17 protein-coding genes are annotated in these 26,445 nt (G+C 44.4%); 11 read left to right on the plus strand and 6 right to left on the minus strand.

Annotated elements, in window-relative coordinates; translation table 11 throughout:
• Positions 1-296 precede the first annotated feature (296 nt).
• Positions 297-560, plus strand: a complete 264-nt coding sequence (locus A8L45_RS08995; RefSeq protein ID WP_068901424.1) for a ribosome alternative rescue factor ArfA — start codon at positions 297-299, stop codon at positions 558-560.
• 430 nt (positions 561-990) lie between these two features.
• Here A8L45_RS08995 and A8L45_RS09000 read toward each other — a convergent pair whose 3' ends face one another.
• Positions 991-2,727: a bifunctional metallophosphatase/5'-nucleotidase gene (locus A8L45_RS09000; RefSeq protein WP_068901426.1), complete on the minus strand. Its 1,737-nt coding sequence runs from the start codon at positions 2,725-2,727 to the stop codon at positions 991-993.
• A 280-nt stretch (positions 2,728-3,007) separates the two neighbouring features.
• Between A8L45_RS09000 and A8L45_RS09005 the strand changes: the two genes are divergently transcribed.
• From A8L45_RS09005 to A8L45_RS09015, 3 genes are all read left to right on the plus strand, one after another.
• A complete protein-coding gene (locus A8L45_RS09005) occupies positions 3,008-4,366 on the plus strand; it encodes a sigma-54-dependent transcriptional regulator (RefSeq protein ID WP_068901428.1) in 1,359 nt (452 codons plus the stop codon).
• Positions 4,367-4,791: 425 nt separating this feature from the next.
• Positions 4,792-5,814: a TAXI family TRAP transporter solute-binding subunit gene (locus A8L45_RS09010; protein WP_068901431.1), complete on the plus strand. Its 1,023-nt coding sequence runs from the start codon at positions 4,792-4,794 to the stop codon at positions 5,812-5,814.
• A gap of 87 nt (positions 5,815-5,901) precedes the next feature.
• On the plus strand, positions 5,902-8,043 hold the full coding sequence (locus A8L45_RS09015) for a TRAP transporter permease (RefSeq protein WP_068901433.1): 2,142 nt from the start codon (positions 5,902-5,904) through the stop codon (positions 8,041-8,043).
• Positions 8,044-8,146: 103 nt separating this feature from the next.
• On the opposite strand, the gene A8L45_RS09020 is transcribed toward A8L45_RS09015, so the two are convergent.
• Positions 8,147-10,258, minus strand: a complete 2,112-nt coding sequence (locus A8L45_RS09020) for a sensor histidine kinase (RefSeq protein WP_083228274.1) — start codon at positions 10,256-10,258, stop codon at positions 8,147-8,149.
• 510 nt (positions 10,259-10,768) lie between these two features.
• On the opposite strand from A8L45_RS09020, the gene A8L45_RS09030 reads away from it, so the two are divergent.
• Positions 10,769-11,647: an NAD(P)-dependent oxidoreductase gene (locus tag A8L45_RS09030; RefSeq protein WP_068901518.1), complete on the plus strand. Its 879-nt coding sequence runs from the start codon at positions 10,769-10,771 to the stop codon at positions 11,645-11,647.
• 122 nt (positions 11,648-11,769) lie between these two features.
• On the opposite strand, the gene A8L45_RS09035 is transcribed toward A8L45_RS09030, so the two are convergent.
• The 4 genes from A8L45_RS09035 to A8L45_RS09050 form a co-directional block, all read right to left on the minus strand.
• Positions 11,770-12,570 carry a pirin family protein gene (locus A8L45_RS09035; protein ID WP_139122347.1) on the minus strand — a complete coding sequence of 267 codons (801 nt, stop codon included), beginning with the start codon at positions 12,568-12,570 and terminating at the stop codon, positions 11,770-11,772.
• Between the two features lie 225 nt (positions 12,571-12,795).
• Complete coding sequence (gene glgB / locus A8L45_RS09040; RefSeq protein WP_083228275.1) at positions 12,796-14,991, minus strand: 1,4-alpha-glucan branching protein GlgB; 2,196 nt, start codon at positions 14,989-14,991, stop codon at positions 12,796-12,798.
• An 11-nt stretch (positions 14,992-15,002) separates the two neighbouring features.
• Entirely contained in the window at positions 15,003-17,195 is a 2,193-nt protein-coding gene (gene malQ, locus A8L45_RS09045; RefSeq protein ID WP_139122348.1) for a 4-alpha-glucanotransferase, read from the minus strand.
• 203 nt (positions 17,196-17,398) lie between these two features.
• Complete coding sequence (locus A8L45_RS09050; RefSeq protein ID WP_068901439.1) at positions 17,399-19,855, minus strand: glycogen/starch/alpha-glucan phosphorylase; 2,457 nt, start codon at positions 19,853-19,855, stop codon at positions 17,399-17,401.
• A gap of 683 nt (positions 19,856-20,538) precedes the next feature.
• Here A8L45_RS09050 and A8L45_RS09060 point away from each other — a divergent pair.
• The 6 genes from A8L45_RS09060 to A8L45_RS09085 all read left to right on the plus strand — a co-directional run bounded on the left by A8L45_RS09060 (position 20,539) and on the right by A8L45_RS09085 (position 26,360).
• Positions 20,539-22,629, plus strand: coding sequence for a S9 family peptidase (locus tag A8L45_RS09060; RefSeq protein ID WP_281181505.1), 2,091 nt, complete (start codon positions 20,539-20,541; stop codon positions 22,627-22,629).
• An 86-nt stretch (positions 22,630-22,715) separates the two neighbouring features.
• Positions 22,716-23,396, plus strand: coding sequence for a DUF4336 domain-containing protein (locus A8L45_RS09065; protein ID WP_068901443.1), 681 nt, complete (start codon positions 22,716-22,718; stop codon positions 23,394-23,396).
• Between the two features lie 237 nt (positions 23,397-23,633).
• Complete coding sequence (locus A8L45_RS09070; RefSeq protein WP_068901445.1) at positions 23,634-24,557, plus strand: polyprenyl-phosphate transporter; 924 nt, start codon at positions 23,634-23,636, stop codon at positions 24,555-24,557.
• A 298-nt stretch (positions 24,558-24,855) separates the two neighbouring features.
• Complete coding sequence (locus tag A8L45_RS09075) at positions 24,856-25,305, plus strand: hypothetical protein (RefSeq protein WP_068901447.1); 450 nt, start codon at positions 24,856-24,858, stop codon at positions 25,303-25,305.
• Positions 25,302-25,877, plus strand: a complete 576-nt coding sequence (locus A8L45_RS09080) for an SCO family protein (RefSeq protein WP_068901449.1) — start codon at positions 25,302-25,304, stop codon at positions 25,875-25,877. The genes A8L45_RS09075 and A8L45_RS09080 overlap by 4 nt, the downstream gene beginning before the upstream one ends.
• A gap of 24 nt (positions 25,878-25,901) precedes the next feature.
• On the plus strand, positions 25,902-26,360 hold the full coding sequence (locus A8L45_RS09085) for a copper chaperone PCu(A)C (protein ID WP_068901452.1): 459 nt from the start codon (positions 25,902-25,904) through the stop codon (positions 26,358-26,360).
• Positions 26,361-26,445 lie beyond the last annotated feature (85 nt).

A 26,445-nucleotide genomic window follows, 5' to 3' on the forward strand; every position in this document is an offset into this window, starting at 1 on the left:
CTTTACTTTCATTATAAAATATAAGCACAAAGATTTATCTCAAAATAAACAATCTGTTTACACTTCACTCAATCTTGTCACTGAAATGGAGAGGCTATTTGGTTGCTCGGTTTTCACCGGTTGGAAAATACACCAATAAAAATATTCCAGCCCTTACAAACCAATACAGTAACTACGGCGGTGCAAACGGCAATAAGTATGAGTAGACATTTACAACTTTTTTGGTTTTGTTATTATTTATCATGTGTTTATCATTAATCGACAGACAACAACCAAAGAACGGAGAAAATACCGAAATGACAAAGCGCAAACTTAATAAAACTGACCGCGAGACACAGAGGGATGAACAAAACGTTGAGGGCAACAGTTACCAACACCACAGAGGAGAAATAAAAGATAATGCCCTAAAAGCACTAGTAACAGATAGGCTGTTCAGAGTGAGGGTAGAAAAACCCAAAAAAGGTAAAGGGTCATATTCCCGCAAAGGGCGCTCAGACAAAGGTCAGCGCCCTTTTTTAGGTCTGGGCATTTATTTGTTTCTCACAACACACTCTGATTAACTGGAAATGGGGACGAAGTATGTTAAAGATGCCCATGCAGCAAGCCAAAAAATAATTAATGCTACATCGAGCCAGTCACGCTTTTCCATCCAGTTTCTCCCTTCCACTGCTTTTCCATTTTATCGGCCTCAACGCGTTCATCTTGAATCACGATGTTCTAGGTCTTTCGGCGACTTTTCACTAGAGTTGTCATATGGCGTATACACTTTTCACAAGCAAACCATGTGCCAGTAAGCACTAAAGTAGTTACGTTAAGCACAACAAACAAAAGGTAAATATCAAGAACGAAAAGGCCGCTGGTATGAAGATATGTAGCAAGTTACTTTAAGAAGAGTGATGATGTTGTTCGCATATTTCTTGTATGGTGGTAACGGTAACGTTGAAGCGCCTCGCCTTGAAGTCATTGAATGACTGAGATGACTTCACCCGATTAAAACCGCTGAAAGCCAGCCATATCCGGTTTCACAGGTTCAAGAGATTCTATTGTCCTTGCGTATTCAATAAAACTCTCAGACAAGGTCACACCGACCGACCGGACATTATTTCCTGGATGCTCCAGTGCATCATACCCTTCCTTTCCTTTTGTCGTATACGCTGATGATACGGATCGATACAGACCATTATCTTCAACAGATCGCCATTCATTCTCAACCCTGTATTGAAGGGAGCTGATTCTGCGTCCGATCGGCAAGTCTTTATCGTAGTCAAAACGCAAATAAGCAGTGTAAGGAAAACTGCCGTCACCCGTTCCATTTATACCATTATTAATAGCGTTATCTATGGCACCTTCCAACGCGAGCCTTACCTGCTTACCTGATACACGATATTCCACAATATCAATTTCGAATGGCAGCAAACGGCCAGCTATTTCAGCGGCAGTAAGTGAGCCTGACGACACACTCACCCTTACTCCACCAGCATTGTGGATGGCAAAATCGGCGGGTATTCCACGACATCGAGCGGAGAACAACATTGCTTCACAAACCAAAGGCGCGATCTCACTGCCTCCTTTTTGATCTGGAACTCTGATATGCCTGAGCAAGTGAGGAACAAAAGTGACGATGTCACTTTCTAGTCGGTGTACGGCGGGCTTGTAATCTCGGCCAATGACATCATGGATATCATTTTCAGTTTTAGTGAACAAGACGTTGTCTTGTTGCTTCAGAGCGCAAATTGCTTCGCGTTTTGCATCAACGTCATCAATATCACTGTTCCCATCAGTCAAGCTGGCATTTTGACAACAGTCCTCATCAAGTAAGAGAAAGTTGTTTCCAGAATGATGGGTGACCTCACCATGTGAATTGAACTCGAGTTCAACTGCACCTAAAAACATCGCATGACAGCAAGCCTGCAAAACCAATGTTCCAGATTCACAGCGACCGTATGGTTCCTCGAAACCCAGCCCGAGAGCACTAAAATCGCCTTGTAGAGTATGACTATGTCCACCAATTATCACCGATAGGCCATCAACCTGCTCTGCCATATCAAGATCTGCTGCATAGCCAAGGTGACTGAGCAAAATTATATTTTTGATGCCTTGGTCATGGAGGCGCTTGACCGTATTTTTGACAACCTCCAGTGAAGAAACAAAAGGAGTGTCTGGATCAGGGTTGGCAATAGCAGACATTTTATCTATCGACACACCAAATATAGCCACTTGATGTCCGTTGAACTCTTTAATGACGACATCTGCCCGCTTTTGTTTTGCCAGATAAGGACGTAATTGCGGCTTATCAGAGAGCCGTTTAGTTTTGTTGGGCAATTCATGGCTGACATCCCAATTGCCTGCCAGTAGGGGAAAATGGATATCAGAAAGAAAGTCTGAGACCGGACCGTTTCCCAAGTCCAACTCATGATTTCCCAGTGTCATTGCATCAAGACCCAGCATGTTCAAAAGGCGGGCATTAATGTCTCCCTTGAAAAGGCTGTAATACAGTGACCCCTGAAAACAGTCACCAGCATGCAAAAAAAGAAAGCCCTGCTGCTTCTCTTTTGCCTGTTGTCTGAAGTGTTCAACGACATTCTTGATGCGAGCAAAGCCACCTGTTGTCGTTTTTATTTGCATATGGCTATCTGGCAAGGACAAAGTGATTGGCGAGGGCTCGAAATGCGAGTGTGTGTCATTAATATGAGTAACAGAAAGAATAAGTGGGTTTATTGTCGGCATAGATCCCTTTAATAATGAAATGCAATACAGCTGCCAAGCATTCTACATTACAATCGTCACAGATACATGCTCGGTTATCCGGATCGTAGCGGATATGAAATGTTTGATGTCGTTGTATTTTCCCGCGGATAACCACGAAAGCTGCATACATAGTTAGCAGCATACAAGGAAAAAATAGCCTCGCCTATTTTCATAAATAGTAGAAGTGTTAACCACTCTCGTAATAGGTTTAATACCAAACAGTATGAATGGATAAATATATTTGTTCCCTTGGAGTGATATGGAAAAGTTTGGACAGGTACTGTTAATTGAAGATGACAGTATAGTGCGTCAGGCAACTGCACAATGGCTTGAGCTTGCCGGTTTTACGGTGGTCACCTGTGAAACAGGCCATGCCGCGATAGATGCAATGTCGCCTTCATTTTCGGGTGTGGTTGTCAGCGACGTTAAATTACCAGACATTGACGGTATTTCCCTGATCGCTCAACTTCAGGATATTGTTCCTCAGTTACCTGTTATTCTGATCACTGGTCATGGTGATATTGATATGGCCGTCAGTGCCCTCCGGCTTGGTGCCTTCGATTTTCTTGAAAAGCCTTTTGACCCGGCAAGACTGACAGATGCAGTAAAAAAAGGACTCGCTCAGTCTGAGAACGAAAAAAAACGCGGTGATAGGGAAGCATACCTTGAACAACTCCATGGTCTTGAAAGAGTTCTAATTGGAAGTAGCCCTCAAATGCAGAGAGTGCGAGATCAAATAGTACGTCTTGCTGACATGGACACAAACGTGATCATCTATGGTGAAACTGGCTGCGGTAAGGAATTGGTTGCTGAGAGTCTTCATCGTCATAGTCAACGAAACGCTGCTGAATTTGTTGCACTAAACTGCGCTGCCATCCCTGAGAACCTATTTGAAAGTGAGTTGTTCGGTCATGAGCAAGGTGCATTTACTGGCGCGACAAAAAGTCGGATCGGAAAGTTGGAATTTGCCGACCAGGGAAGTGTATTTCTCGATGAAGTTGAAAGTGTTCCACTCGCCATGCAGATAAAGCTGCTGCGAGCCATTCAGGAACAACAGATAGAACGGGTGGGAACCAACAAGCTAAAAGATATTAATATCCGCTGTATAGCGGCAGCGAAAGAGGATTTGAAAGACAACCCTAACTTTCGACAAGACTTATATTATCGTCTAAATGTTTCGCAAATATGCATACCGCCATTGAGGGAGAGAGTTCAGGATATCATCCTACTTTTTGAGTACTTTTGCTCTGAACATCGTTCTACTCGTTCATTGAGTATTAATGATCAAGATACGCTTGCTGGCTACGCATGGCCCGGAAACGTTAGAGAACTTCGCAATGTGGCAACTCAGTTTGCATTGGACAGCAGTGTGTCTGTCGGTGAGATTCTTGCCAGTGGGCCTGATACAACGCCAGCCAGTTCAGAAAACAGACTTCCACTCGCGATCAGAATGCAAAATGCTGAGCGTCAGATTCTTCAGGAAGCGTTACGGCGTCATAAGGGGCATATTCAAGCAGTCATGGATGAATTAGATCTACCTCGACGGACCATTAATCAAAAGATGCAAAAGCATGGATTAAATCGGGCAGACTACATCAGTAATGACGGTGGCAAATAAAGCGGTATCAGGTTCAAGTCATCGATTACCTCTCAGGCTCAAAAAGAATCGATCAACATTGCACATCAGATGTGTCGCTATTAATTTGATAACGTGTATATCTCACAAACGTTATCTCGAGCCTATGAGCATTTTTTTGCTCATCATATCTACAAAATGGCGTGATGAGAGTCATACAAATACTCCAACACATTAGACGTCAATACCTTCCAATCACAACAGCTCGGTTCACATGAGCATAATCTTGCTCACTCTACCTTACCTCTCTCAGCATCTTTTTGCTCATTCCGATACTTCACTCATATAAATCACATCAATATCAATAATTTATATTTTGGCACGTAACATGCTATTTGGGCTCACAGTAATGACAATGTCATCGAAAGGAAAGTGTGTATCAGTCACGCTGAATAAAGGAGTGAATAATGAACATCGCAGCTCGATTTAAACATGCCGCCTTAACAACAATTTTTATCGCCATGTCCACAGTGACAGCCGCGTCACATGCCTCTGAGAATCGTAGTTATATTCTCGCCACCGCCTCAACTGGCGGAACCTATTATCCTGTTGGGGTTGCACTCGCCACTCTCAGTAAAATCAAATTAGAACCTAAGCACAAATTCTCGCTGTCTGCTATCAGCTCTGCTGGGTCTGGCGAAAACGTTAAATTGTTACGCGAGAATGAAGCGCAATTTGCAATTTTGCAGGGTCTTTATGGTGCGTGGGCATGGAATGGTGAAGGTAAACTTAAACAAGCCGGTCCGCAAAAACAACTTCGCTCAGTTTCCATGCTTTGGCAAAATGTCGAACATTTTGTTATTCATTCTGATTTAGCCAAAACAGGAAATGTGTCAGACCTGAAAAATCTGAAGAAAAAGAAATTTTCAATCGGCAAAAAAAATTCAGGTACTGAGGGTTCCGGCAGGCATATTATGTCTGGTCTGAAAATTGACCCGGAGTCATTTAATCTCGCTTACATGGGATATGGTGCAAGTGCCGATGCACTTCAAAATGGTGCCATTGAGGGAATGAATACCCCTGCTGGTGTTCCTGTGAGTGCGGTAACCAGAGCCTTTGCCGCCATGGGAGACAATATCACACTACTATCATTCACAGATAAGCAGATAAAAGCAGCCAATAAGGGTTATAACCTCTGGAATAGCCTTGAAATACCAGCAAATACATATCCGGGCCAAACCAAAACAGTAAAAACTATTGCACAGCCAAACTTCCTTGCTGCCCGCTATGACATTAGCGATGAAGACGTGTACATGCTAACGAAAACCATATATGACAATCTCCCTTTCCTGAATGGTATTCATAAAGCCACCAAAGCGATGGCATTAGAAAAAGCCATTGCAGGCTTGCCAGTTCCGCTTCATCCGGGAGCAGCACGTTTTTATGAAGAAATGGGACTGACTATCCCGGCTCATTTAAAAACGCAGTAATGACCGCCATCAATCTATCGACACGGAAGTACAGGGGCTGACATCTGTTAGCTTCTGGTTACCTGAAGCCTTACCTCAGGAGTCGCAATGAATACCAATCTAACAAAAGACAGCAGTGAGAGTGGCGAGGAAGCCCTCTCACAATTTGAGCTGTCACAAAGAGATCACTCACCGCTACTCACAAACGTGATCACTACCATCGCAGTCATATTGGCGTTACTACATATCTGGTTTAACACTCTGGCCACTGTACCCGAGTTATTGGTCTCGGCCACACACTTTGCAGGTTTCGCGGCAATGTGTGCATTAACCTATCCTGCCGCTAAGCGTCTGAAATACAGCAAAATAGCCCTGTGTATCGATATAATCATCGCAATTGCCGCAATGTCATGCCTTATTTATATCGCACTGGCAGAAGATGCACTTTACGAGCGTGGCGTTACCTTCATTGCATCTGACTGGTTTTTTTCTATTCTGGCCGTTGTCATCGTACTCGAGCTGATCAGAAGAACCATGGGATGGTTTATTCCCCTGCTAATCATCGTCGCGTTGAGTTATGTCGTATGGTGGGGAGATCTTATCAGCGGCGTATTCGCTTTTCCCGGTTTATCAACTGAGACAATTCTCTACCGTAGTTTTTATAGCTCAGAAGGACTTTTTGGCCCCATTTCTCGGATTTCATGGAGCTATGTCTTTATGTTTATTCTATTTGGTGCCTTTCTGGTTAAATCCGGCGCAGGTGATTTCATCATTCGTGTATCACGCGCAGTGGCAGGAAAAATCATAGGTGGCCCTGGATTTGTTGCAGTACTTGGCTCCGGGTTGATGGGCTCGGTATCGGGCTCAAGCGTTGCAAACACTGTTTCAACGGGTGTAATTACTATCCCCCTGATGAAAAAAGCAGGTTTTCCCGCCCGTTTTTCTGCAGGTGTCGAAGCCGCCGCGTCAACAGGCGGGCAACTTATGCCTCCTGTAATGGGAGCAGGAGCCTTTATTATGGCTTCATACACCCAAATCCCTTACGTCGATATTATTGCAGTGTCCTTTGTACCTGCTCTCATTTACTTTCTTTCCGTTGCTTTTTTCGTTCGTATTGAAGCAAAACGAAGTGGTGTGCAATCAGTAGAAAAAAATTCAGAGCCCGTTTTGAAAGTGTTAATCAGTGGTTGGCATTATCTTATTCCCCTTGTTGTATTGGTTATTCTTCTGATTAATGGGTTTACTCCAACCTATGCCGCTGGGCTGTCCATTCTCTCAGTAGTCGTAGCCTCTTGGTTATCGCCGAATAAAATGGGACTGAGAGATGTCATTGATGCCTTGTCACAAGGCTCGAAAAACATGGCAACCACTGCAGTGCTACTGACCGGGATCGGGCTGGTCGTCAATGTCATCAGCACAACTGGCGTGGGTAATACCTTTTCACTCATGATTAATTCATGGGCCGATGGCAATTTATTTATGATGCTCGGGCTGGTCGCTATAGCCTCACTGGTTCTTGGCATGGGCCTACCTGTAACAGCCTCTTATATCGTGTTGGGAACACTCTCTGCCCCCGCAATATATAGCCTCATTGCGGAACAACAGCTTCTGGAAATGATGGTAAACGGGCAGCTCCCTGAACAGGCGAAAACAATCTTTATGCTTCTGGCACCGGAGAGTATTGACGCGCTTGCAAGGCCAATGTTGCTTGAGGATGCAAAAGTGCTGTTTAGTCTGGTACCCGATGATTTTAAATCGAGCCTCCTAGAGCAGGGACTGGGTCTGGAAAAAGTAGGGCTGGCTCTTTTAACGGCTCATCTGATCATATTCTGGTTGTCTCAAGACAGTAATGTGACACCACCGGTCTGTCTGACAGCGTTCGCGGCAGCGACCATCGCCAAAACACCACCAATGAAAACTGGATTTACGGCCTGGAAAGTTGCTAAAGGTCTCTATCTCGTTCCACTACTTATGGCTTATACACCGCTGGTAAATGGCGATATCACTGATGTCATTGTCGTCGGAGGTTTTGCCATTCTCGGGACTTGGGCATTGGTAGCGACGTTAGAGGGATATTTGGAGAGCCCTCTCAACCCGCTATTGAGAGGTGTCCTTCTTATATCGGCGCTTCTGATGTTATGGCCAGATATCGAGATTTATTTTCGTATGCTCGGTCTTTTGATATTTGCCATCTTATTTGCCGTTACCACAAAAAATTACAAATTGAACCGTGAGTCAATTGCGAGGTAAAAGATAAACTCCATCAAGTAACGTCGACTTAAATGTCACCCACTTTTTGATTTTCGGCGTTACTTGCCCACTCTAAAAATCGTCACTCACAAAGGGGCCGCCGCTATTTGCTAAAAACGTCGAATTGGAGCCGGAATGTCATTCCCTGACCATTATTTCGAAACGCTTCTATGCTTCCTCCGATATCACGCATGCTGTTCGCAGTAATAGCAAGCCCTATACCCAAACCCTCCCCCATCTTCTTACTGGTATAGAAAGGTTCAAAGATCTGTCCTAATTCTTGATCAGACACACCGGGGCCATTGTCTATCACATCCAAATTAACGTATTTTTGCTTGGTATCAGAGCACACTTTTAGCTTGACCTTCAGCTCGATCATTGGCTCTTTAACACCTTCTACCGCATCCATCGCGTTGGATAATAGATTTCCAATCGCTTGTTCGACACGCTGAGCTTCGCCCTTAATAAGTGGGATGCCATACTCAATTTTTCGTGAAAACATCACCCTCTCTAGGCGGTCCTGATTTATCAACACAACCCTGTCGATAAGCGTGTAAATGGACAAAGGCAAAAGTTCGCTGGGCCTGTTAAAAGCAAACGTTTTTAATTGAGATGTCATCGCTGCCATACGATCGATTAATGTATCGACCATTGCCATATTCGTTCTTAAAGTATCCATTTGCTGACGTTCAATCAGAAGACTATTGCTAGAAAGCAGTGTTTTCAGGCCTGTCAGGGGTTGGTTTAGCTCATGGACAATGGCGGTCGACATTTTGCCCATCGCAGCAAGCTTTTGTTGGTCAATCAGAGTTTGTTTTGCAGACTCCAGCTCGGCTGTTCGCTCTAATACTCTTTGCTCTAGCCGGCTATTGAGTTCCTGAAGTGCATGCTCGGCTTTCTTTCTCTTACTGATATCGAGTATGGTGACGAGATACACTTTTTGGGAAGCCTGTGGGGAGGCAGTAATAGAAAATAAGATCGGAAATGTCGAACCGTCACTTCGCTGAGCATGAGCTTCAACGCCAGTCATTTCAACAAAATCACTATCTTTGAGTCGTTCCAGAAGAGCATTGATAATTTCATTTCGCTCATCGTCCGGGAAAAGTTGATTTAAAGAGAATCCTCTTGCCTCTGAATCTGAAAGAGTAAGGTACCTTTGAGCCATTGGGTTAATAAATAATGTCTCTCCCCATCTATCCAGCATGATCAACCCAACATTGGTACCTGTGATGATTTGCCTTAATTGCTGTTCAGAGTCAGTAATAGCTAGCTGAAATTGCTCCCTTGTTCTGAGGCGTCTTTTTCGCTCATTGAGGTATAAACACAGAGCAATCAGCGATACCGTCAAGGTCAGTGCGATTGCCGCAGATCCGTTAGCATAAGCATGGATCGTATCAAGCGGTGTCAAAAAATAAACCCGCCAATTAACATCATCAAGTAACACGCTCTGTTCAAGAAATGACTTATTCGAGTCCACCAACGTCATTATTGAGATGGAGTAGCCGCCGCTGAGCTCCACGCGTTGCTGAGTAACACTGGATGAAAGGTTAATCGGCAAATCCTCTCTTACACGAAGAAAAAATTTACCGTCCATATCGCTGACAAAAACATGTTCATTAGCCGCAGACCATGATTCTTCTAACTGATTGAGCTCGAAACGAATAACAGACAATCCTGCCAGCTTGCCTTCTCCGTATAGAGGCGCTGCAAAATAATGGAAGACAGGAGTAGATGTCGTATCTGTGGCTGTGACTACCTCACCACCAGAGTCTTCAAGACGCTGAAATAGCGATGAAAGCATTTTATTATCGGGATAGTCTTCTATGCTTGCGGATGCCAAAGAACCGTCGGAGCGAAATACATACCAACCTCGAGTATTGGCGGCCTTGTCCATGTGGGTAAGAAACGCCTCACTTTCCCTCTCAGCCGCTGGATCGCCGAGTAAAAGCTGGTTAATGCTGTCATTGTCTGAGGTCAGATAAGGTAATACTCTATATCGACCGAGGACTCTACGTATATCACTGATATAAGACAGTAACCTGTCTTCTCCTTCAGAGTGAACCGATGCCAACAAAACATCTGATACCGTATTTCTCACCGAGATAGTGACGATTGTTGCAAGAGCCACACTTAAAATGCCAAAAAAAAGAATCTTCTTAACGCTTTTTTTCAGTACCAGATTCGGCTCCATACCCGTCATAGCGATATCGGCCATATACCTCTTCCCTCGTTAAACTGTTTCTGAATACGATGAACGTCGATGCCAGACATATCGATATGCTGCCAACTCACGTTGTATTTCTTAAATGAAGGGCAGATTGACTGGAGCTGTATGGATTACAAGCCTCGATATTAGGAGACGATCAACAGTAAGGAAGAAAATTTCACCACGAATCCCACAAGCAGACAAATAATGGCACATGACCGCCACCTGAGTTCATCCCTGCTGAGAACAGCCGCATTAAATACCACTAGGCTGATATGATGCCAATCGCCCGTTCTCTGGCCATATTGGAAGGCTGAGCGTATTAACATCAGGGCACCTGTGATAAGGAGAACTGTCTCAACTGCGTGAAATATGGTTGACAAAAACACACTATTCCTTACGTTTTTCCTTAATGACATTATAAATCAGATATTTACAATATAATCAAGAATTTGATACCAAATAAGCGATCATGCATAGTTAACAGGTAACAGTTTAGAACAAAGGATTATGTTCGATATGTCTCAAAAGGTCGCGTTTATCGGTTTAGGAAATATGGGATTTCCAATGGCCGGTCACCTATCTCGCTTGGGTTCTACCTTAAAAGTATTCAACCGCAGCGCTGAAAAGGCCCTGAACTGGCGAAGAAAACATGTTGGTCAGGTATGTGCATCACCAGCCGAAGCAGCAAAAGACAGTGATGTTGTTTTTATATGCGTAGGCAATGACAACGACGTCAGAGATGTCGTTTATGGTGAGAGAGGTGTATTGGAAACGGCCAAACCGGGTACCACCTTTGTTGATCACACAACTACATCTGCTCAACTTGCCCGCGAATTGGCTGATGTGTTCTCCGAGCATGAATGCCAATTCGTAGATGCTCCCGTGTCGGGTGGTCAGGCAGGTGCAGAAGCTGGTCAACTGGCCGTCATGGCAGGTGGAAATGAATCTGACCTGAACGAGATCACTCAGGCTTTAAACACCTATTCCAGAGTAGTGACCCTAATGGGCCCACATGGCTCAGGGCAACTCTGTAAGATGGTCAACCAAATTTGTGTCACTGGCGTATTGCAAAGCCTCTCTGAAGGGGTCAACTTCGCACTTCGTTCTGGCCTTGATATACAAAAAGTTTTCGCGACACTGTCACAAGGTGCCGCTGGCTCATGGCAGATGGCTAATCGTGCCAGCACAATGGCGAATGACGACTTTGATTTTGGTTTCGCAATCGAATGGATGATCAAAGATCTGACCTATTGTCTTGATGAGGGTCATCGAATCGATGCTCAACTTCCCCTCACCGAACAAACTTTACAGCGTTATGAAGAACTCGCACAAAATGGTGACAGCCGAAGCGACATATCAGCGCTTATAAAACAATTCAATCAAAAGAAGCAGTAGCGATCATGAAGCAACAGTCATCAAGGCGACAAAATGGCCAGAGAGTTTCGATCGCTGGTCACACACAACCTGCAGGCATTGAGCGCGCCGAAAAAACGCAGTAACAGGTTGTTAAAAACCACTCACTCGCCTAAGTCGTCTCTGGCTAGTACGCCGTTGCGGTAGTCCTTCAAGGCCTGCTCAATCTCCTGGTCAGTGTTCATCACGAACGGACCGTAGTGGGCCACTGGCTCGTCAATTACCTGACCAGCCAGAATCAATACGCCAGTCGCTTCCCGGCTTCTTATCGACAACGCTTCTCCCTCAGACAACAATGCAAGGTAACCTTTCTCAACGATAGCGTTACCTATTTCAACGCTGCCCTCATAAACAAACACTTTTGCCTGAAAATCAGGTTCGAAAATAATCTCACGTTCCTCACCCGATTTAGCCTGCCAGTCTGCAACAATTACCGGGACACCTGTCTTCATCAAAGGGCCACGTAATATGGCTTCGCCATCCGAAACCTGTCCAGCGATCAGGCGAAGCAGGTTTCCCTCACCCTCGCTATACTCCGCGATTTGAGGAGATTGAAAATCTTCATACCAAGGTGTCTGCATTTTTTTTGCCGCCGGTAAATTAATCCACATTTGAAATCCATGCAGTTTACCCTCTGTAATGATTGGCATTTCACTGTGTATTACCCCGCGGCCAGCACTCATAAACTGAGCACCGCCACTTTTCAGCGCACCGCGATTACCAAGATGATCTTTATGCTCAAAATGACCACACAACATATATGTCAGCGTTTCGATACCTCTGTGAGGATGTGGCGGAAATCCCCCGATATAATCATCAGGGTTGTCACTTTTTAATTCATCAAGAAGCAGGAAAGGACTGAAAGACAAAGGATCATCGAATCCATGTACACGGCTAATACTCACTCCATCGCCATCCGACGTCGGTGGCTTTTAATCTGTCGAGCAACCTTTCGATATTGCATCCTAACCCCTTAAAATCAATCAATGTTCTTTAGCAACTGCTTAGTTCAGTATACTTACCAGAGCTAAGTTTGGATCGAACAACATAAAAGTCACACGCAGTTAATCACAAAAAAAGCAGCCACAACTGGGCTGCTTTCGAACAGGGTTTTGGTCTCGTTTTACGCTTTACTTAGGTTCAAAAATATAGAACTGGGTCGATAGAGGCGGCAAATTCAACGCCACAGATTGTGGCAATGTATGACACTCGACCCTCTCTGTTTTTATCGATGAACCAATATCATAACCACTACCATGATACTGTTTATCGTCGGTATTCAGGATCAGACGATAATCTCCGTCCACTGGTACCCCGAGACGATAATCTTCTCTTGGCACTGGCGTGAAGTTGGAAACGACCAGAATACGCTGTCCAGTGCGGTCAAAACGCTCATGAACTAAAACAGAATGTTCACTGTCATCTTGCATCCGCCACTCAAAGCCTTCTGGCGAGCAATCCAGTTGATGCAATGCAGGAAATTCACGATAGAGATGGTTGAGATCTTTCACCAGTTTCTGCACACCAGCATGTCGGTCGTACTCTAACAAAAACCACTGAAGTTGGTTGTCGTGATCCCATTCAGACGTCTGTCCGAACTCGGTTCCCATGAAATTGAGTTTCTTGCCCGGTTGACCATACATGTAACCAAGGTAAGCGCGTAAATTAGCTGTTTTTTGCCACTCATCACCCGGCATTTTATCGTGAACAGCCCCTTTACCGTATACGACTTCATCATGAGACAGCGACAACACATAGTTTTCGCTAAAAGCGTAAACCATTGGGAACGTCACCGTATTGTGATGATATTTGCGATGGACTGACTCTTCCTGAATATAGCTCAGGCTATCGTGCATCCAGCCCATGTTCCATTTAAGGCCAAAACCCAGTCCCCCCATTGAGGTCGGACGGGAAACACCGGGAAATGCCGTCGATTCCTCAGCAATAGTCAGTGCATTAGGGAAATGTTTGTATACCTCCTCGTTCATCCAACGAAGAAGGCTGATTGCATCATAATTCTCATTTCCACCGTCTGCATTTGGGATCCACTGGTCATGCTCGCGAGAGTAGTCCAGATAGAGCATAGAGGCGACTGCATCTACCCGTAACCCATCGATGTGGAATTCTTCGAGCCAGAAAAGTGCATTCGAGACTAAAAAGCGTCGAACATGATCTCTTCCGTAGTCATAGATAAAGCTGTTCCAATCCTGATGCCATCCTCTGCGAGGATCGGGATCATTGAATAATGATGTACCATCAAAATTGGCCAAACCATGGTCATCTGAAGGAAAATGAGCAGGAACCCAATCTAAGACCACACCGATATTGGCCTGATGGCAGGCATCGACGAAAAATTTGAAGTCATCAGGTGTACCGTATCTGCTCGTAGGAGCAAACATCCCAACTGGCTGATATCCCCAAGAACCATAAAATGGATGCTCTGAAATAGGCATCAATTCGACATGGCTGTAACCCATTTCTTTAAGGTAAGGGACAAGATGCTCAGCAAGATCACGGTACGTATACATATCTCCGTTTTCATGTCGACGCCATGAGCCCGGATGTAATTCGTAAAAGGACAAAGGCAGCTCATGCTTTGTCTCCAGTTGCCGATTTTGCCATTTCTTGTCATTCCACTGGTAAGCTTTGCGATCATACACTCGGGAAGAAAAAGATGGGTGCTGCTCTGCGTGCATACCCCAAGGGTCCATCTTATGAGGTAAACCATTACCTGCTGAATCCTTGAGCTCAAATTTATATCTGGCACCAGTTTCAATATCAGGTATGAATAGTACCCATAATCCGTGGTCAATGCGTTGCATCGGATTGCGACGACCATCCCAGCTATTGAAGTCACCAATAACACTGGCCGAGGAAGCATGCGGGGCAAAAACGATAAAACGGGTACCTTGTACCGTTTCCCCTGCTCTCGCTAAAGCAAGCTTTTGGGCACCCATCTCTTTATGCATACGAATGGGGTCCAGAACGGCATTTTCCTCAGGCATTACCTGATGAAACTGATAAGGATCGCAGATCGTCTGTGTCTGTTTTCCCCAGTCGATCTCTAACTCGTACAGCTCCCCTGTCAAATCATCAGCACTGTCGAGATAAAACCCGGCAGAGTCGCCGTCACGGCGAAGTGTCTGTCGAGTGCCTGACGCACGAACGAGAACGACTGATTCCGCACTAGGCATCCAAACACGCAAAGCGATGTCGCCTGTATTGTCGTGCTCACGATACTGAGGACCAAGAAAAGCGAAGGGATCTGAGAAAGCAGCTCTTTCAAGCTGCTGATAAATATCCTTTTCAGGACATGAAATAGCCAAAAAATGTCTCCTTACGAGTCAGAACGACTGGCTTCAACTCTTATTTTCGTTAATTTTTCTGCCAGCACGTTGATATCAGATCGGGCGAAGATTTCTTCAAGAGATACACTGAGTTTGCGCCGCCAGTTAGGATACTCGTTACAGGTTCCGGGAACATTAACCGGGCTATCCATTTCAAGTAAATCCTCAAGCTGCACACTGAAAAGCGAGCTTGCACCAGCGGCAAGATGAAGGTGTAACGCATGACTTAACGCTGTATCCATAGGCACATAAGCGGCGTCGTGACCTATGTGGTCAGGGAGTACCACATGCCAATGGAGACTGTCTAGAAGTCGCTGTTTATTGTATGCACGGCCGTCATAAAGTACTTTCAACTCTTCTTGGTCATTATAAAGACCAAGCTTCTCACCTAATTTTAAATCCTCACAATGCCAGAAGCCCTTCAGTGTAGGCATATCATGGGTGCACAGCGTAGCCATAGACTGAGGCGCATAGTGTTGAGGCGAGTAGTAGCCACCATCCTTCGCTGTTTCAAAAAATAGCACTTTATAAGAGTGAATACCTGCATTATTCAACATTGACACTATTTCATCTGGTACAGTGCCAAGATCTTCGCCGATAACACTACACTTATATCTATGACTTTCAAGGGCAAGAATAGAGAGTAAGTCGTTAACTTTGTTATAAATGTAGGCTCCGTCACATGCTGGTCGACCTTTAGGCACCCACCACAAGCGAAGTAAGCCCAGGATATGGTCGATTCTCAGGGCGCCACAATACTGCATATTGGCGCGAAGAAGCTCAATGAACGGCTGATATGCGTTGTTTTCGAGATAATCCGGGTTGAAAGGTGGTAAACCCCAGACCTGTCCAAGTGGACCAAGCGCATCGGGAGGTGCACCAATACTTGCATCGAGAACCAGTCCTCCTTCATCTGCCCATGTTTCAGCCCCCGAGTGACAGACTCCAACCGCCAAATCTCGATAAAGACCCAGCTTCATGCCTTTATCCGTCGCTTCCTGATGGACTAATTCTAACTGCTGTTGGCTAATCCATTGAAGGTACATGAAGAATTCAATGTCTTCGTGATGGGTTTTAGCGAAGTCTGCTACCGCTGGTTTCTTTGCATGTTTCAACGTCTCAGGGAATACTGGCCATCCCCACACATCTCCAGCATCATTGCCAGTAGACTGGTTCAGTTCAATATGTAACGCATCAAAGAGTGCTTGTTGCTCAAGACTCTCTCCACCGTCTCTTATGAAGTCCTTAAATGTCTGCACTCTTGATGTATCATCACGCAATTGCTTGAATTCATCAAATAACAACCGGAGTACAGGCAGCTTCAGTGCGGTAACACCCTGATAATCGACCCACTCAGAGTCACGGATGAGTGCTAACTGTTCTTTGAAGTCCTCGGTATTTACATATTCTTGTACATGCTGACTGGATAAAAACTCAGGCACAGACTGAACATCGATATAGAGAATATTCAACCACAAACGCGATGATGGACTGTAAGGACTTGCTGATTCAGGCGTGGCTGGGAACAAAGCGTGAATAGGATTAATGCCAACAAAATCGCCACCATGTTTGGCAACACTGGCCACCAGCGCTTTCAAATCACTGAAATCACCAATCCCCCAGTTATTTTTGCTGCGGAGAGTATAAAGCTGAACACTTGCCCCCCAGAGTTTATCCCCATTTCGTAATACTGAGGGCTTGTAGCACTGCGTTGGCGCTATTATCAGTCTCATCTGAATGGGAGATTTTCTGCGTTTACGTCTCAGTTGAAAACTGTGGTATCCCATAGGCAAAGAGTCAGGGAGTGCTATTGTGACAGGCTGATTAGCTTCACGGCCGTCTGAAACTAGCAGAGAAGAGATATCTCCTGATAACTTTTGACCGCACTCAGTGGTGAGTTGCCAACTGAAATCACTGACTCTTGCTGCCTTTGAAAGGTTGAGATGAAAAATTTTTTCAGCATCCTGCGTGAATACAGTTACTGGTGCGATAATTTCTTTATTTTTTTTCTTCTCTGCCGATTTCAGTAACGCTTTTTCAGAGCTAAGGTCATAGCCCAGCGCTGACAACAAGGCTTCTTTTGTCTGCTTATCAACGACTGCATCACGCCCCCATGCATCCTTGTACTCTCCTGCAATGCCAGCTTCGACTGCAACCTTTTCAATGGTCGTATCCATATTCACTTCCCTATCTCCTAGCAGGTGAAAAGCTACTCACCCCAGCTAACTGTCGGTTTAAATCATTTTTACCGACATATTCTGTGTTATTTTCGCTGGCTCAATATCATCCAATGCTCCATTGAACCTCGCTTTCTCAGCGGTCCGAATCACTGACATGCCCGACAAGCTGTCGGGCAATTAATCAGTAAACGATAAAACTCAGTTTGTTATCGAACCGATGACAGCCGCCAAATATTATTAGCATAATCCTGTATGCTTCGGTCCGAACTGAACTTGGATGTAAGTGCGGTATTGAGAATCGCTTTCTTCGCCCAAGATGACTGGTCACGATAAGATTTATCAACTGCGCATTGCGCATCGCAATAGGCACTGAAATCAGCGAGAACAAGGTATGGGTCGCCATAATCGAGCAAATTACGGGCAACAGAAATTAACTCTCCAGGGCGCTCAGGAGTAAAGGTGTCGTCCTGTAGCATATTCAGGCAAGCTTTCAATTGTGGGTCGCTGTCGTAATAGATAAACGAGTCGTACCCTCTAGCTTGCAGAGCTTTCACCTCATCGACTTTGAGACCGAAGATGAAGATGTTGTCATCTCCAACTTCCTCTCTGATCTCAACATTTGCACCATCCATAGTACCGATTGTCAGGGCACCATTCATCGCAAGTTTCATATTGCCAGTGCCTGAGGCCTCTTTACCAGCCGTAGAGATCTGCTCGGAAATATCTGCAGCGGGGATAATAAGCTCTGCCAGACTTACCCGATAATCCGGTAAGAAAATGACTTTGAGTTTGTCGTTGAGGCGTTGGTCATTGTTAACGGTTTCCGCAACCCGATTAATGGCATAGATAATGTCCTTGGCGATGGCATATCCCGGCGCTGCTTTAGCTGCAAAAATAAAGACACGGGGATGAATATCGAACTCAGGCTCGTTTAGGAGTCTGTGATACAGAGACAGAATGTGCAGCAGGTTGAGATGCTGGCGTTTGTACTCATGCAGTCGCTTAATCTGAACATCAAATATCGCATCTGTGTTCAGAGTAATACCATGGTGCTCCTCTACCCAGTCAGCCAATTTCTGTTTGTTGGCTTTCTTTACAGTCATGAAGGCTTGCTGAAATTCCTTATCATCAGCAAACGCTTTCAGCCCTTCAATTTCGCTCAGCTCACGTATCCAGCCATCTCCGAGTTTTTCGGTAATAATGGAAGACAATGCCGGGTTACACGCTTTTATCCAGCGACGAGGAGTCACACCATTGGTCACATTAGTCAGCTTTCTGGGGTAAAGCTTGTCAAACTCAGGGAAGAGATCGCGTTTTACCAAATCTGAGTGCAGCGCGGCGACGCCGTTGACTGCGTAACTGGTAACAACTGCCAAGTTAGCCATACGCACCTGACGATGATCACCCTCTTGGATAATCGACAACTTCGACATCTTGCCGATATCACCCGGCCATTGCTGTTGAACTTTAACCATCAATTCATGGTTTATGTCGAAGATAATTTCCATATGCCGCGGCAACAAGTGAGCAATAAGACCCTCACTCCATGTCTCCAAGGCCTCAGGTAGAAGGGTATGGTTGGTGTATGCAAATGTCCGGGTACAAATGTCCCATGCCTCATCCCAGCTCAGATCATGATCATCGATCAACAGCCTCATCAGTTCAGGAATGGCGATGACAGGGTGCGTGTCGTTGAGCTGAATGGTTTCAAGCTTTGGTAGTGTCTTCAGTTCTCGCCCTAAAGCAAGATGACGGCGCAAAATATCACCAACAGAGCACGCACAATGGAAATATTGCTGCATCAAGCGAAGCGTTTTACCCTGTTCGTGATTGTCATTGGGATACAGCACTTTGGTTATGTTTGACGCTTCAAGAACGGGATACTGAGCACCAACAAAATCACCCTCATTGAATCGGGCTAAATCAAACGGATCACCGGTGTGGCACTCCCAAAGACGAAGCGGCAGAGTGATTTCATTCTGATAGCCGACAACAGGTAAGTCCCAGGCAATGCCCTCAACCTTCAATCCGGGCACCCATCTTTTACGCAGTTTCCCTCTATCATCAGAATACTGCTCAACATGGCCCCAGAAACCCACAGTTTGCGTTAATTCAGGACGCCGACGTTCCCATGGATATCCAAGCGCTTCTCTCCAGGTATCAGGACTCTCAACTTGTCGGCCAGCAGCGAAGGATTGCTTGAACAACCCGTATTCATAATGGAGACCATAACCGACAGCAGGGAGAGCCTGACTGGCTAGTGAGTCCATAAAACAGGCTGCAAGTCTGCCTAATCCACCATTACCCAATGCAGGATCGCGCTCCTCCTCCAGAATATCTGACAATGCAAGATCCATCTCTTGGAGGGCTTCCTCAATCTTTTCATAAAGACCAAGGTTTATAAGGTTATTGCCCGTTAAACGACCAATCAGAAACTCTAATGACAGGTAATTTATTTTGCGGGTTTTCTCTCCGTCTATGAACGCTTCCGTATCAAGCAAATTCATCGAAGTATACTGTGACAGAACCCTGCCGAGTGCCAGATACCAATCTTTGGTCGTCGCATTTTTCTCGATAACGGCCAATTGGCTCTTCAGCACCTGACGCAATTCCCGCTGGAATTGTTCCTTGTCAAAGTTAGAACCATGAGAATACATAGTCATAAAAGTTCTCTCGGGCTAAGCGATAAAAAAATATTGAAAGCTGGAAAATGTATCAGGTTGATTTGTCTTTCCAGACTTCTCTTGTAATGTGAAAAACAGTTACATAGTGGTTAACACTTGGTAATTTTGTGACACCATCCAGCCTAGACACGACATTTTTTTATCTTTTTTTGATTGGAGACACATTCAACCGATTGTTTTTCATACTTTAATTTGTAATTTGATCTCATTTAAACTCATTTTAAAGTTAAATATTGCGTCATTCGTCACAAATTAAACTTGATAACACCATGAGTTTTTGTAATATTTCTACAAATAAAAATTTAAGTGATATAGATCACTATTATCTGTCAGTAATTAAGGATAACAATCGCTTCTTCCCTCCCCTCACCAATGAATCGAGAACAAAAACACAAAATTGGATAAATCAGTTGTTCCTATATTGCTAGTTCAGGTATACCTTCTTCCTAAATAAATACATTGGCAACACATCAAAAATGCCTGTGGCCCTCATGCCCCAAAGAATCGAAAGTTTATGATTTCCAGCAAGGTCAGGTACACAGGACATGCATCCATCTGGCATCGCTATTTTACCTATATTGAGGCGAAAACCGAATAGGTAAGATGCGATAGTCAACGTCCCAATTGTCTCATTCATGTATGGCATTTAAGAGGATTCAAGATTGCAAAATAAAACACATTCCAGTTCATCCCAGAATACAGATATTCCATCAGCACCTGTGGCTAAAAAAGTGCCATATGAAATGACACACCACGACCACAAAAGGGTAGATAACTATTACTGGATGCGCGATGACAGTCGCAGTGACAAAGAGATTCTTGCACACCTTGAGGCTGAAAATGCCTTCACTGACACTATGCTCTCTCACACAGAGGCCGAGCAAAATGTACTCTTTGAGGAGTTAAAAGGACGAATCGTCAAAGACGACAGCTCTGTCCCGGTGAAAAAAGGCAACTTTTTTTACACCACAGAAGTCAGCGGCGACAACGAGTACCCGGTTTACGTAAGAGCAGATAATTTTGATGGTGAAAACAAACTGACTCTGTTGGATGTTAACCAATTAGCCAGCGAGCACGAGTATTATCATCTGTCAGGTACCAGCATAAGTCCTGATGCCAATCTTCTTGCTTACGGTGAAGACACACTGAGCAGAAGAATTTACACGTTAAGAATTAAAGACCTTACGACAGATCAGCTACTTAAAGATGAGCTGGCTGGCACTTCTGGTCAAGTCGTGTGGCAGAATGATAATAAAGCGTTTTACTACATCAAAAAAGATGAACAGACGCTGCTTGAATATCAGGTTTACAAGCATGAATTAGGGACTGATCAGTCAGAGGATGTGCTGATTTACGAAGAAACTGATCTGTCTTTCTACACCTTCCTCTCAAAAAGTAAGGACGATACAGAAGTCTACATCTGGCATTACAGTACTGACTGTAAAGCCGTATCTGTGCTTTCTGCGGATGATGCCAATGCAGTGCCTGAGCTGTTTTATCCCCGTGAACATGGGCTTGAATACTCCATCGAAAAACACGGAGATAGCTATTTTGTTTTAACTAACCATAAGGCAACAAACTTTAGGTTGATGACAACCAATGCCGCAGAAAAATACGATATTGATTTGTGGCAAGATGCTGTTGAACCAGAGACGGATGCTTTACTGGAAGATTTTGAGCTTTTCGAAAACCATCTCGTCTATCAAAAAAGAAAGGATGGGATCACATCAATAACCGTTCGCGAAATCACGTCCGGTTCAGAATATCAGTTGCCATTTGAAGAGCAGGCCTTCACGGCTGGTATGTCTGGTAATATCGAGATGGATGCACCTGCTGTCCGTATCTATTACTCCAGTTTAACGACACCAGCATCCAGTTATGATTTTGAATTGACCACTGGCCATTCAACATTGCTGAAACAACAAAAAGTGCTTGGAGAATTCAGCCCGGATAATTACCAGTCTGAACGTATCATGGTGACAGCACGAGACGGTAAGCGCGTCCCTGTTTCTCTTGTTTACAGAAAAGATTCCTTCAAACAAGATGGGACTAATCCGCTGTATCAATATGGTTATGGATCCTATGGTGCAACAATTGATCCAAGCTTCTCCAGAAATTGGCTTAGCTTGCTAGACCGTGGTTTTGTGTGTGCAATAGCTCATATCCGCGGTTCTGAAATGCTTGGACGCCCCTGGTATGAAGACGGTAAATTACTCAATAAAATGAATACGTTTACCGATTTTATAGACGTGACAATGTCACTTGTTGAACAGAAATATTGTGCCGATGATAAGGTATTTGCTGTTGGTGGCTCGGCAGGTGGTCTCCTGATGGGTGCCGTTGTTAATATGGCACCAGAACTTTATCGTGGTATTGCTTCTCATGTTCCCTTCGTCGATGTCGTCACTACCATGCTTGATGAATCTATCCCGCTTACAACCAATGAATACGGTGAGTGGGGCAATCCCAACGAAAAAGTCTATTACGACTATATGCTGAGTTATTCGCCTTACGACAACATCACGCCGCAGGCATACCCACATATCTTGGTGACCACTGGTTTACATGACTCGCAAGTACAGTATTTTGAGCCTATGAAATGGGTTGCGAAGCTACGTGAGCTAAAAACTGACAACAACAAATTACTGTTTAAAACAGATATGGAGGCAGGACACGGAGGAGCATCAGGACGCTTCAAAGCGCTCCACGACAAAGCGCTAGAATATGCCTTTTTCTTTGATTTACTGAAATAACACGAGTCCTAGGAAAAAAGACCTGCGGGCGAATCATCTACTGCAGGTCTTCTTATAAAAATACCCTCCTACTAAAGGGAACAAGGATGATTGAATGGCAACCGGATCGTATTTGGTATCAGACAGGCAAATACTCGCATTGGGGGATTAGTATTGGGCTTCGGATGACAATCTTCCGCCTCGCAAACGGCGGTTTGTTAGTTCACAACCCCATAGAACTCACCGAGTCGCTAAAAGACCAGCTTGCAAAGCTTGGTCATATACAAGGAATAACGACAGTAAATACCCATCTCCACCACTATCTATCAGATTGGTGGCTGACTTATCCCGATGCTTATTTTTACGCCGCGCCGGGCCTTGAAGCGAAAAGAACCGATATTGGATTTGATGCGCCGCTATCAACGCAAAGCCAGCCTCTTTGGCGAGATGATCTGCTTCAGACTGTATTTACGACCTACGGAGAGAATAAGGATATTATATTCTGTGACCCTGTCACAAAAACATTGGTGTTCGGAACCGTCTTTAGTCACCTGAATCGAGGTACCCTTCTCACACAGTTTGCGGGTTTACTGACCGGACGGTACTTTGAACCCGCCACGACACCATCAACTTCAATGTATCTGGAAGAGAAAACTCAGATAAGACAATCTCTACAGGAAGTTTTGTCCTGGCCTTTCGAATCGATTTTACCTATTCATGGTCAACCCATTGCCGGTGAGGGCAAAAAGCACATTATCAAAGCATTTAGCTGGGCACTGAATGGCTAACTCAACCGCCTCGTTAATCTTCAACATACATCAACGACATTTGTTATCTGCGCCTGTTTTCTATCTGGAAATCATAAGCGCTGATATAAACACGGCAGTACAAACTCTTCATCAGTAACAGGGGTAATATAGGAAAATACTTTATGTATTGTTGCGGCTCCAAGCCACTGAAACTCTGCTTTTTCCTGTCTTTTGAGTATATAATGACGGCCACGGATTTTAGTCAGCAGTTAAATAATGAAAACACATCTACTCACCTTTTTAAAAGGTATCGCAATGGGAAGTGCAGATGTCGTCCCCGGCGTCTCTGGCGGTACAATCGCATTTATTACCGGTATTTATGACACCCTTCTTGAAAGTATTCGCCGTGTAAACCCAAGCATCATTCCACTTTGGAGAAAGGAAGGTTTCAAAGCCGTTTGGCAGTATGTGAATGGCTCTTTTCTGTTAGCGTTACTCAGCGGCATTCTTCTTGCGATTTTTACTCTCGCAAAAGGAGTGACATGGGGACTCACCAACCACCCTATTGTACTTTGGTCTTTTTTCTTTGGCCTGATTGTCGCTTCCGCTATTCATATGATTAAACAAGTTGAACAATGGTCTTTAGCCCGAATGGCGATGGTGGTATTTGGTGCACTGTTTGCCTGGCAAATCACAATGGCTAATCCCTTAGCTTTTGAAGTTAATCTATTTACCGTGTTTGCATCAGGTGCGATAGCAATCTGTGCGATGATTTTGCCTGGCATATCTGGCAGCCTTATCTTATTGATTTTAGGTATGTACAGCACAGTGCTCTCCGCTGCAAAGCAGTTTGATGTTGTTACCCTAGCCGTATTTGCACTTGGGTGCCTGATCGGTTTGCTGTCCTTCTCGCATCTCTTATCATGGTTACTCCGACGTTTCCGGGAACTGACCATTACTTTCCTCACAGGACTCATTATAGGTGCGTTGGTTAAGATATGGCCTTGGAAGGAAGTGATTAGCTGGAGAATCAATAGCGCGGGTGAGCAAGTCCCACTGATCGAAAAAAACCTGCTTCCATGGGTCTATGAGACAGTGACCTCACAACCTTCACAACTTACGATTGCTGTAGTCATGATGGTTGTTGGTTTCATGCTGGTGTTAGCCATGGAAAAGGTGGCATACAAACTCGCAGACTAAGTTTTTCCCGCAAGATATCAAGAAAGCGGATAGTTTGACTACTCCGCTTTCTTACTTCCCGGGTAGTATTCCTCAAGGCCATATCCATGAAAAAAATGACTCATCTTCATTTTTCATGACAGCCAGTTACCAAGTCAAAAAAATTACCGCGCCGTCAAAAAGTTCATTGGCAAATAGATAACAAATTTACACCCGCTTCGAGTCATCAGATTCACATCATAACCATCAAATTGTCAGTGTTCTGAATATTTACAGCTATGTTAATATCATGTTTTAGATCATCTATTAGTCACTCTCCATGGATGTTTCCTTAACTCATGTCAAAAATGTGGTTATTGCCATTTCTCTCTTCCTTTTTCTGGGTGTAGGATTTTTTTTGCCAGAGTTAGTTGTTTTCCTGACAAAAGGCGAAAAAGAAGAGACAACCAAATTTTGTGAACTTGGTATTGAGTCTTGCCATTTTCCCCTAGCAACAGTGTCGCTATCAGTACCCATTATAAAACCGCTCGAAGAGGCAGAACTAAAAGTGGTATTAGCGTCTTCAGCTCCTGAACTCATGTTGGAACTTCACGGACGAGAAATGGACATGGGTGTGTATCGCCTGAAACTTCAGAAACAAAAAGCAGGGCAATACACTGGCACTATGTTTTTGCCAGTGTGCACGCAAAAAGAGATGAGCTGGGAAGGTCATATCGTTGAAGAATCTGAGGATGTTCGATTTCCCATCAGCATTAGGATGAGCCGATGAAAGTAAAAATTCTGATATTAGCTATTGCTCTCATTGCGGGGCTGGGTGCTAGATATTATATAGACGGACAAGATACTAAGGACGCTCTTGCTCTTGGACAATTACAGAGCGGCGATAAGATGTTAGACCTGTATGATCAGCAGGATCCACGCGTCAGAGTGGTCTACTTTGGATATACTCATTGCCCGGATGTATGCCCCACTTCCTTGGCTATCCTATCAGCAGCAATGAAAACCTTACCGCAAGACACATTACAAAAAATCAAACCAGTCTTTATTACACTCGACCCTGAGAGAGACACAGGAAAAGTGGCGGAAGAGTATGCCAGACACTTTCACCCTAATATAGCAGGAGCTAGTGGTCCCGAAGATCAGATCAGGAAGCTCGCCGAGCGATATGGTGTGCTCTTTATGGTCACGCAATTAGAGGATTCTGCGATGGAGTATACCGTGGACCACAGTTCTTATTTTTATTTCATTGCCTCTGACGGCACGTTGATTGAAAAAGTCCAGCATACTCTCAATCCAGCCATTATCGCCGATGCGATTTTCAGAACGACTCAGAACATCTGACTATCACGTTTAAGGACAGTTAATATGATCAAAGCTTCAAGCTTCACTGCGCTGCTTTTTATCTTCGCAAGCTCGTTCGCAAATGCACACATTATGTTAGACCAAGCATATGCCAGAGAAATGGCACCTAATGCCAAAACTTCAGCCATATTTGCCAATATTCACAATCATAGTGACGATGATCGTCTGCTTGTTTCCGCCTCTTCCCCTCGGGCAGATCGTGTCGAGCTTCACGGACATTCGATGCAAAATGGGATGATGAAGATGAGAAAGGTGGAGAATATTGCTATCGCAAAAAATGGAGTTGTCTCACTTAAGCCTGGAGGTCTCCACATCATGCTTTTTGATTTAAAATCAAGACTAAAAGAAGGCGAGTCTATTGATCTAAGTCTACACTTTGCCAATGGAGATGTAATTGAGCATCTAGTTCCTGTAAAGACCGTGATGAACGGTATGGCAATGGACTCAGATCACAAACATTGATAGTAAAGTGAGACTTTTGCATTGAGAATGGCCAAATAAACATTTGAAATAAGAAAGTTTTTATCTTTGCGTTTCAAGTTTGAGT

Source organism: Veronia pacifica, from assembly GCF_001707825.1.
Taxonomy (GTDB): Bacteria; Pseudomonadota; Gammaproteobacteria; order Enterobacterales; family Vibrionaceae; genus Veronia; species Veronia pacifica.

Excerpts from the sequence above, each read along its gene's own strand:
- A8L45_RS08995 (WP_068901424.1), top strand. The coding sequence starts at position 297 with ATGACAAAGCGCAAACTTAATAAAACTGACCGCGAGACACAGAGGGAT.
- A8L45_RS09000 (WP_068901426.1), bottom strand. The coding sequence starts at position 2,727 with ATGCCGACAATAAACCCACTTATTCTTTCTGTTACTCATATTAATGAC.
- A8L45_RS09005 (WP_068901428.1), top strand. The coding sequence starts at position 3,008 with ATGGAAAAGTTTGGACAGGTACTGTTAATTGAAGATGACAGTATAGTG.
- A8L45_RS09010 (WP_068901431.1), top strand. The coding sequence starts at position 4,792 with ATGAACATCGCAGCTCGATTTAAACATGCCGCCTTAACAACAATTTTT.
- A8L45_RS09015 (WP_068901433.1), top strand. The coding sequence starts at position 5,902 with ATGAATACCAATCTAACAAAAGACAGCAGTGAGAGTGGCGAGGAAGCC.
- A8L45_RS09020 (WP_083228274.1), bottom strand. The coding sequence starts at position 10,258 with ATGGCCGATATCGCTATGACGGGTATGGAGCCGAATCTGGTACTGAAA.
- A8L45_RS09030 (WP_068901518.1), top strand. The coding sequence starts at position 10,769 with ATGTCTCAAAAGGTCGCGTTTATCGGTTTAGGAAATATGGGATTTCCA.
- A8L45_RS09050 (WP_068901439.1), bottom strand. The coding sequence starts at position 19,855 with ATGACTATGTATTCTCATGGTTCTAACTTTGACAAGGAACAATTCCAG.
- A8L45_RS09065 (WP_068901443.1), top strand. The coding sequence starts at position 22,716 with ATGATTGAATGGCAACCGGATCGTATTTGGTATCAGACAGGCAAATAC.
- A8L45_RS09070 (WP_068901445.1), top strand. The coding sequence starts at position 23,634 with ATGAAAACACATCTACTCACCTTTTTAAAAGGTATCGCAATGGGAAGT.
- A8L45_RS09075 (WP_068901447.1), top strand. The coding sequence starts at position 24,856 with ATGGATGTTTCCTTAACTCATGTCAAAAATGTGGTTATTGCCATTTCT.
- A8L45_RS09080 (WP_068901449.1), top strand. The coding sequence starts at position 25,302 with ATGAAAGTAAAAATTCTGATATTAGCTATTGCTCTCATTGCGGGGCTG.
- A8L45_RS09085 (WP_068901452.1), top strand. The coding sequence starts at position 25,902 with ATGATCAAAGCTTCAAGCTTCACTGCGCTGCTTTTTATCTTCGCAAGC.